General features: G+C 69.7%; 7 protein-coding genes. 2 read left to right on the forward strand and 5 right to left on the reverse strand.

What is annotated here, in order from left to right; translation table 11 throughout:
• Positions 1-2,026: TonB-dependent siderophore receptor (locus B551_RS08990; protein ID WP_023263926.1), on the forward strand; the 2,026-nt coding region annotated here is incomplete at its 5' end.
• On the opposite strand, the gene B551_RS08995 is transcribed toward B551_RS08990, so the two are convergent.
• Both B551_RS08995 and B551_RS09000 read right to left on the reverse strand, forming a co-directional pair.
• On the reverse strand, positions 2,017-3,015 hold the full coding sequence (locus B551_RS08995) for a pyridoxamine 5'-phosphate oxidase family protein (protein WP_006577380.1): 999 nt from the start codon (positions 3,013-3,015) through the stop codon (positions 2,017-2,019). The two genes, B551_RS08990 and B551_RS08995, sit on opposite strands and share 10 nt — an antisense overlap.
• A 52-nt stretch (positions 3,016-3,067) precedes the next feature.
• Complete coding sequence (locus B551_RS09000; RefSeq protein WP_006577381.1) at positions 3,068-3,709, reverse strand: glutathione S-transferase family protein; 642 nt, start codon at positions 3,707-3,709, stop codon at positions 3,068-3,070.
• 131 nt (positions 3,710-3,840) lie between these two features.
• On the opposite strand from B551_RS09000, the gene B551_RS09005 reads away from it, so the two are divergent.
• The gene (locus tag B551_RS09005) at positions 3,841-4,731 is read left to right on the forward strand and encodes a LysR family transcriptional regulator (protein WP_006577382.1); all 891 of its coding nucleotides are present in this window, start codon (positions 3,841-3,843) and stop codon (positions 4,729-4,731) included.
• A 36-nt stretch (positions 4,732-4,767) separates the two neighbouring features.
• Here the strand turns inward: B551_RS09005 and B551_RS09010 are convergent, their stop codons facing one another.
• The 3 genes from B551_RS09010 to B551_RS09020 form a co-directional block, all read right to left on the reverse strand.
• Complete coding sequence (locus B551_RS09010) at positions 4,768-5,769, reverse strand: tripartite tricarboxylate transporter substrate binding protein (protein ID WP_006577383.1); 1,002 nt, start codon at positions 5,767-5,769, stop codon at positions 4,768-4,770.
• An 11-nt stretch (positions 5,770-5,780) separates the two neighbouring features.
• Positions 5,781-7,094, reverse strand: coding sequence for a DUF1254 domain-containing protein (locus B551_RS09015; RefSeq protein WP_006577384.1), 1,314 nt, complete (start codon positions 7,092-7,094; stop codon positions 5,781-5,783).
• 20 nt (positions 7,095-7,114) lie between these two features.
• The coding region (locus tag B551_RS09020; RefSeq protein ID WP_043438330.1) for an acetate--CoA ligase family protein at positions 7,115-8,575 on the reverse strand (1,461 nt) is incomplete at its 5' end.

An 8,575-nucleotide genomic window follows, 5' to 3' on the forward strand; every position in this document is an offset into this window, starting at 1 on the left:
CACCGGCACCCAGGAAACCGCGTTGAGCCCCGGCATCGGCTTCGTCGCGAAGCGCAGCGCCGGCGCGACCAAGACCGACACGCCGCTCGCCGAGACGCCGCAGTCGATCTCGGTGGTCACGCGCCAGCAGCTGGACGACCAGAAGCCGCGCAGCGTGTCCGAGGCGCTGAACTACACGCCCGGGGCCTTCACCGCGCTGGTCGGCGCGACCAATCGCTACGACTATGTCGCGCTGCGCGGCTTCATCGACAGCAGCGTCGACAACTCGCTGCTGGACGGCCTGAAGGTGCTGGGCGATCCGGGCAGCTACAGCTCGATGCAGATCGACCCGTATTTCCTGGAGCGGATCGACGTGATCCGCGGCCCCGCCTCGGTGCTGTACGGGCGCGCCTCGCCCGGCGGCGTGGTCGCACTGACCAGCAAGCGGCCGCAGTTCGAGCGCGCCGGCGAAGCCCAGGTCACCGTGGGCAACCGCAACCGCTACGAGGCCGGGTTCGACCTCACCGGCCCGCTCGACGACAATGGCGTCGCCGCCTACCGGATCACCGCGATCGGCCGCTCGATGGATACGCAGTTCCGCCATGTCGAGGAAGAGCGTTTCGCCATCGCGCCGTCGCTGCTGCTGAACATCAGCCCGGACACGCGTCTTCTGCTGCAGGCCTATCTGCAGCGCGACCCGCATGGCGGCTATCACGGCGCGATTCCGGCGAACGCCACCATCACCGCCGCGCACAACGGCCGCCGCATCCTGCGCAGCTTCTTCGACGGCGAGCCAGGCCACAACGAATTCACGCGCACGCAGCGCATGGTCGGCTACCAGTTCGAACATGCGTTCAACGACCGCTGGCAGTTCCGGCAGAACTTCCGCTATCTGTCGTCCGACGTCACGCTGCAGCAGATCTATGGCTATGGCTGGGCCGGCCCAAATACGCTGACGCGCTATTACTCGGGCGCCAACGAGAGCCTGGACGCGTTTATCGTCGACAACCAGCTGCAAGGGCAATTCGATACCGGTCCGCTGAAGCACACGCTGCTGTTCGGCGTCGACTACCAGCACCGCCATGTCGACGGCTGGTGGGAATCGGGCGCTGCCGCGCCGATCGACGCCTTCGATCCGGTCTATGGCAACGCCGGGCTGTCGGGCCTGTTCCGCGCCAATATCGACCGCAAGCTCGAGCAGACCGGCCTTTATCTGCAGGACCAGATCGCCTGGGACCGCTGGCGCCTGGTACTCGGCGGCCGCCAGGACATGGCCAGGGTATCGAACCTCGGCTTCGGCGCCGCCTCGCGCTCGGAGTGGGACGGCTCGAAGTTCACCAAGCGCGCGGGCCTGGTCTATCTGTTCGACAATGGCGTCGCGCCGTATGCCGGCTATAGCGAGGGTTTCAATCCGAGCGGCAGCACCGCCCGCGACGGCAGCCTGCTGCCGCCGACCGAGAGCCGGCAGTTCGAGATCGGCGTCCGCTACCAGCCGCCGCGCAGCAGCACGCTGCTGTCGGCCTCGCTGTACGACCTGACGCAGGACAAGGTCGCGGCGCGCGTGCTGTCGACCCCGTACTACCAGCCGGCCGGCAAGGTGCGCTCGCGCGGGCTCGAACTGGAGGCACGCTCGCGCGTGACCGACAAGCTGTCGGTGCTGGCCAGCTACACCTACACGCACATGCGCTACGTCGAGTCGCCCGAAGGCGTGGTCGGCAACACGCCGTACCAGGCGCCGCAGCATATGGCCTCGATGTGGGCCGACTACCTGGTGTTCCCCGGTTTCACCGTCGGCGCCGGCGTTCGCTATGTCGGCACCAGCTGGGCCGACAACGAGAACTCGCTGAAGGTGCCGTCGACCACGCTGGTCGACCTGATGATGCGGCTGGACCTGAGCCGCGTCAGCCCGTCGCTGAAGGGCGCCGGCCTGCGGATCGCCGCCACCAATCTGTTCGACAAGACCTATGTGTCCTCGTGCGCCGGGCTGCTGAACTGCTACTACGGCGAGGCGCGCAACGTGATGGCGACGCTTACCTATCAGTGGTGATCGGCGGCGGAGGCGGGCCACTCGCCCGTCTCGGCCAGCACCGGCGACACGCTGACGAGCCTGGCGCGCAGCGGCAGCACGCCGGGGCGCCGGATCGCCTGCTCCACCCGCATCCGCACCAGCCGCTCGGCGCCGGCGTAGGCCTCGACTTCGGGACCATCCCAGACGATCTCCGCGCGCACCGCCACATGCAGCAGCGTGCCGTCCTCCCAATCGACAAAAAGCAGCCCTGCGCGCGGATTGGCGACCAGGTTGCCAATCGTGTTGAAGTAGGCGTTGCCGTTGAAGTCCGGCATCACCAGCGTGCCGTCGCCGTCCACGCGGACGAAGCCTGGCTTGCCGCCGCGATGCGAGACATCGGCGCCGCCGCTGTGCGGCGCGTCCGGATCGCTGTGATGGGTGGCGATGAACAGCGTGTCGGCGCGCCGCACCAGGTCGATCGCGTCGCCATCGAGCCGGTCCAGCACCTGTGGCGCGGGCAGACCCGCGTCCGCTTCGACCGATGACGATCCGGCTGGCTGCAGTTCGCGCTGCTGGATATAGCGCGGGCAATTGCCGAAGCTCTGCCGCACCTCCAGCGTGAAGCCACCGGCATCGCGCTGCGCCACCACGCCATTGAGCCGGTTGCGGCGGCGCGTCGGCAGTTCGATGCCGAGCAGGCCAAGGTCGGCGCCGTCGCGCAGCGCGCTGTCCAGCGGATCGCCGGGCAACGGCAGCGCATCGACGCGCAGCGCGAACGGATCGGGCGCATAGGCGAATCCCGGCGCGCCGACCAGCATCGTCGCCCAGACGCCGCCATCGTCCGTGCGTGCGCCGGCCAGCAGAAAGGGCAGCTGCGCGAAGAACAGCCGATGCTGCTCGGGCATTTCACCGCGTACGATGCGGCGGCCCACCGCCTCCATCTTCTCGCGCTTGCCGACGCGCTCTTGCGCCAGCCGTTCGCCGCGATGGAAAGGCGATTCGTCGTGAGGCCAGGTCGGCAGTTCCATGAACGTGCTCCGGGACGTGAGATGGGACGATGCGATGAGACGGTCGATCGAGTCAGGCCGCGGCCTTGGCGACCGGCATCGGCACGAAGCGCGGCAGCGCTTCGACGCGCGCCAGCCAGGCGCGGATCGCCGGATACGGGGCCAGACTGATGCCGCCCTCTTCGGCCCGGGCGATATAGGCATAGGCGGCGACATCCGCCAGCGTGGCATCCGGGCCCACCAGGAATGCCGATGCGGCCAGCAGCGGTTCCATCGCCGTGAACAGCCGCTCGGCCTGCCGGCGGGCATCGTCCACGGGCACATCCATGCCGAACACGCCGGCGAGCCGCGCACGGGCCGGGCCGAAGGCGATTTCCCCGGCGGCGACCGAAAGCCAGCGCTGCACCGCGGCGGCCTTGACCGGATCGCGCGGCAGCCACCGGCCTTCCTCGTCGTAACGCAGCGCCAGATACACCAGGATCGCGTTGGAGTCGGCGATCACGGTGCCGTTGTCGTCGAGCACCGGAATCTGTCCGAACGGGTTCAGCCGCAGGAACGGCTCGCGCTTGTGCTCGCCGCCGCGGACGTTGACCAGCTCGCAGCGGTAGGGCAGATCGAGCAGCGACAGCAACAGCTCGACACGATGGCAATGGCCCGACATCGGCACGTGATACAGCACCAGCGGGGCGGCGGGACGGGAAGATGCAGCGGACATGGTGGGCTCCGTTTTCTTGCGGTGTGTTTGCACAAGGGATTTCGAATGCCCGCATTGTGGTCGACCGCCGGCCTGCAATAAAGCGCGCCAAACGTATTTGACTACTCCAATAAATGGAGTAATGTCGCGCCATGGACAAACTTCGCGCGATGCAGACTTTCGTTCGGATCGTCGACAAGGGCAGCCTGACCGCCGCCGCGACGTCGCTCGGCACCTCGCTGCCGGCGGTGGTGCGCACGCTGGCCGCGCTCGAGGCCCATCTGCAGGTCCGCTTGCTGAACCGCACCACGCGCCGGCTGGCGTTGACCGAAGATGGCCGTAGCTACCTGGACAGCTGCCGGCGCATCCTGGCCACCATCGACGAGGTCGAGGCCGGCCTGACCACGCGCCAGGTCGAACTCGCCGGCCACCTGACGGTGACCGCGCCGATGCTGTTCGGCCAGATGTATGTGGCGCCCGCGGTCACGCGCTTCGTGCAGCGCTACCCCGCGGTGCATTGCTCGCTGAACTTTGCCGATCGCGTGGTCGACCTGCTCGAAGAGGGCGTCGATGTCGGCGTGCGGATCGGCCCCTTGCGCGATTCGACGCTGATCGCGCAGCCGGTCGGCCGGATCCGCCGCGTGGTGGTCGCCACGCTGGCCTTCCTGCGCAAGCACGGCGTGCCGCGCCATCCCGAGGACCTGGCGCGCGAGCCATGCCTGCGCTTCAGCAACGGCAACCCGCACTGGTGGACCTTCCAGGACGACGGCCGCGTGTTCCAGGTGCCGGTCACCGGCAATCTGGAGTTCAACCAGACCGCGCCCGCGGTCGCGGCCTGCGCCGCCGGTGCCGGTTTCGGCCACTTCCTGTCCTATCAGGTCGCGCCGCTGGTCGCCGAGAAGAAGCTGCGCATCGTGCTGGAGGACTACGAGCTGGCGCCATGGCCGCTGTCGGTGCTCTATCCGCATGCACGGATGCTGCCGGCGCGCACCCGGGCGCTGATCGACTGGCTCAAGGCCGATCTGGCGCCGCGCTTTCCGTAGGCGCGGCGCCCGGCCGTAGCGACTGGGACGGGTCCGTTATTCCAGCACCAGGCCGGTCTTGCGGATCAGCTCGCCCCATTTGCGCACCTCGCCGTCGATGAAGTGGCCGAAGGCGGCGCTGGAAATCGGCTCCGGCTGCAGGCCAAGTCCGTGCAGCTTCGCGCGAATGGCGGGATCGGCAAACACCGCGCTGGCATCGCGATTGAGCTGGCGCACGATCGCGTCGGGCGTACCGGCCGGCGCCACCAGCCCGAACCAGCCGTAGCCGACCACGCCGGCATGGCCCTGCTCGGCGAAGGTCGGCGCGTCCGGATACACCGGGCTGCGCTGTTCCGACGCGACCGCCAGCACCCGCAGCTTGCCGGCCTTGATAAAGGGCAGCGCGGAGGTGATCGCGGTGATCGTCGCATCGACACGCCCCGCCAGCAGTTCGGTATAGGCGGTGGCATCGCCCTTGTAATGCACGGTCAGCGCCTTGAAGCCCGCCTGCCCGGCAAACAGCTCACCGGTCAGATGCGGCCCCGAGCCGATGCCGGGCGACGCGAAGGTGATGCCGTCCTTCTTCTCGCGCGCCAGCTTGACGAAGTCCGCCAGCGTGCGGGCGGGCGAGGCCGCGTTGACGATCAGGAAGACCGGCCCGACCACGCGCGGGCCGACCGGCTTGAAGTCCTTGGCGATGTCGTAGCGCTGCTTCAGCCCGGCCGCGGTATTGATTGCGAACGGCGCGGCGGCCCACAGCAGCGTGTAGCCGTCCGGCGCGGCATGCGCGACCAGTTCGTTGGCGACGCGGGTGCCGGCGCCCGGCCGGTTCTCGACGACGAACTGCTGCCCGTACTTGTGGCTCAGCGCGTCGGCCAGCACGCGGGCAGAGGTGTCGTTGGACCCGCCGGCGCCATAGGGCGAGATCAGCTTGACCGGGCGCGAAGGGTAATTGTCGGCGTGGGCCAACGAGCCGAGCGCGAGGCCGACGGCAAGCAGTACGCAGGCCAGCAAGTCCCTGACAAGCCGGCTGCCACGACAGAAGTGGGTACGCATCATGGCGGGCCTCCTCAGCCGATCCGCCGTACCGGCGGAATGACGTACTTGCCGGCGATAAAGGCCGGGCTCGGATGATAGAGGCGCAGGATCAGATAGAACGGTCCCGCCGGCGCCGGCAGCCAGTTGTCGATCGACGCGGGGCGCGCATGCGAGATGACGATCGCGAGGCTGCCGTCCGCTTCGTGGCGCAGGCCCGGCGTGCGATCGCCGATCGCATAGCGGCCGATCGCATTGGCGGTGAAGAAGCGGTCCTCGCCGTACAGCGACACCGACCAGAACGCCTGCGCCGGCGGCAGATGGCCCGCGGGGAAGCGCAGCTCGTAGCTGCCGGCGCCATCAAGCGGCTGTCCGTCGGCATCGAAATCCGCCATCGCGTAGACCGCCTCGTCGGCGCGCAACGCGCCCAGTCCCTTCATCGCGGTGGTCGCACGCATCAGCCAATCGTCGCCATAGACGCCCAGCTTCAGGCTGTAGCCCCAGCTCTTGCGCGCCTGGCTGCGCGTATGCGCCTCGATCAGTGCCATGCCCTGCCGATAGGCGCTGACCAGCCCGGCTTGCACCGCCGGCCGCAGCGCGGCGATCTCGACCTCGTCCTCGAGCCGGATGCCCAGGCGCCGCAGCAGCGTCAGCAGGCCGCGCTCCTCCGGCGCCGGCGGAAACTCCCGCAGCGCCTGGAACAGGTTGTGGAAGAAGTCGAGCGCGGCGTCGCCGGACTCGCGCCACAGCCGCACGCATTGCGGCTGCCGACCGATCGCCGGCGCATCGAGCCGGAAACCCTGCTCGAACGCATGCGCCGCCGGCAGGTCGTGCTCGCCCTGTACCAGCACGCGGCCGATCAGCCAGACCAGCGAGGTGGGACAGGACACCGCGTGTCCACCGTCCGCCTGCTGGCCGGCGCCGACCAGCTGCACCGTGGCGCCTTCGGCCGGTACATTGCGCGGCCCGAGATTCTCGAAGTTGTTGGTATGCGCGTCGAGCAGTTCGACCACGTAGTAGCGGTCCGGATCGCTGAGCGGCGGCACGTGCAGCGTGACCGGACCGTCGGTCAGGTCGACCCAGCCGCAGAAGTACAGCAGGTCGTTGGCCGGCGTGACGATGTCGCGGTCCTCGTGCGTCCATTGGCGCGTGCTGGCCGACAGCACGTTGACCGGCGCGCGGCCGTAGCCGGTGGCGGCCTCGACCGAGGTCTGCACGCGGCAGGTGCGCAGCGTTTCGATCAGCGGGTAGCCGTAGATCACCAGCGGCAGCGCCGCGGCGGCGGTCAGCGCCTGCTGGGGATTGTCGTAGACGGGAGCCGAGAAGACGGGACTGGCGGGATGGTTCATGTCGGGTGCTCGCTTGGGTTTCAGGCCGCGTCGTGCCGCAGCGTGATGACGGCGTCGGCCGCGACCGGGCCGTCGGCGGTGACGATGAAGGGATTGATCTCGAGCGTGTCGAGCCGCGGTCCGATCGCGGCGGCGGCCCGCGACACGCGCACCAGCACCTCGGCGACCCGTTCCAGCGGCACCGCCGGATTGCCGCGATGGCCGGCGAACAGCGCCTCGGCGCGGCTTGCGCGCAGCATCGCCAGCGCGCGCGGCATCGACAGCGGCGCCAGGCCGAATGCCATCTGCCGGAACACCTCGACCGCGGTGCCGCCGATGCCGGCCAGCGCGACCAGGCCGAATACCGGATCGCGCCGCACGCCTACCATCAGTTCGCCCCAGCCGCGCAGCATGCGCGCCACCACCACGCCATCGAAGGGCACCGGCGCGCCGCCCGACTGTTCCGCATGGCGGCGGGCCGCGTCCCGCACGCGCGCAAAGGCGGCGCGCACCGCGGCGGCATCGTGCAGGTTCAACGCCACGCCGCCGACGTCGCTCTTGTGCAGGATCTCGTGCGAGCACAGCTTGACCGCGACCGGATAGCCGAGCCGTTCGGCGATCCGTACCGCCTCGTCGGCGTCGCGCGCGAGGCCGTGCGGGGCCACCGGCACGCCGGCTTCGGCCAGCAGTTGCATCGCTTCATGCTCGGACAGCGCGCCGGCGTCCACGGCGATGCGGGGCAACTGCGGCAATGGCGGCCAGGACTCGGCCGCCGGCTCGCCGCCCATGTCGGTCGGCTGCGCCGCCGCGCGCGCCAGCGCGGCAACCGCTTCGATCGCATGCGCCGGCTCGCGGAACACCAGGCACCCGTGCTGCTCCAGCCAGGCGCGGCGATCGTCGGCGACCAGCCCGCACAGCAGCAGCGGTGCGCTGCCGTTCGATTCGTGCAGCGCGGCGACGGTGCGCTGCAGCTCGGGCCACAGCGCCGGCGCATTGGCGCCGGCGGCGAGGAAGGCCACCACGCTGCCGTATTCCCCGCATTCGGCGACGTCGCGCAGCGCGTCCAGCAGCACGCGCGGCTGGGCCACGATCTGGCCGGTGACGTCGATCGGATTGGCGGTGCTGGCGAACGGGATCGCGGTGCGCAGCGCCTGGGCCGGGGCGGCCGGCATCGGCGGCATCGGCAAACCCAGTTGCTCGGCGCGATCGGCCATCATGATGCCGACGCCGCCGGACACGGTGACGATCGCCACCGGCGCCACCGCATCGGCCGCCAGGCCGCTGGCGCTATGCCAGCGCGACGGACGGCGGCCGCGCGACAGCACATAGCCGAGCCGGAAGAACGCCTCCAGCGACTCGGCGCGATGGACGCCGTATTCGTCGAATACCGCCTGGTACACCGCATCCTCACCCGCGAGGCTCGCGGTATGCGATTGCGCCGAACGCGCGCCGGCCTCGGTGACGCCGACCTTGGCGACGACCACCGGCTTGCCCGCGGCCCG

The sequence above is a fragment of the Cupriavidus sp. HPC(L) genome (genome assembly GCF_000307735.3).
Taxonomy (GTDB): domain Bacteria; phylum Pseudomonadota; class Gammaproteobacteria; order Burkholderiales; family Burkholderiaceae; genus Cupriavidus.

Coding starts and splice junctions, on each gene's coding strand:
- B551_RS08995 (WP_006577380.1), bottom strand. CDS start 3,015: ATGGAACTGCCGACCTGGCCTCACGACGAATCGCCTTTCCATCGCGGC.
- B551_RS09000 (WP_006577381.1), bottom strand. CDS start 3,709: ATGTCCGCTGCATCTTCCCGTCCCGCCGCCCCGCTGGTGCTGTATCAC.
- B551_RS09005 (WP_006577382.1), top strand. CDS start 3,841: ATGGACAAACTTCGCGCGATGCAGACTTTCGTTCGGATCGTCGACAAG.
- B551_RS09010 (WP_006577383.1), bottom strand. CDS start 5,769: ATGATGCGTACCCACTTCTGTCGTGGCAGCCGGCTTGTCAGGGACTTG.
- B551_RS09015 (WP_006577384.1), bottom strand. CDS start 7,094: ATGAACCATCCCGCCAGTCCCGTCTTCTCGGCTCCCGTCTACGACAAT.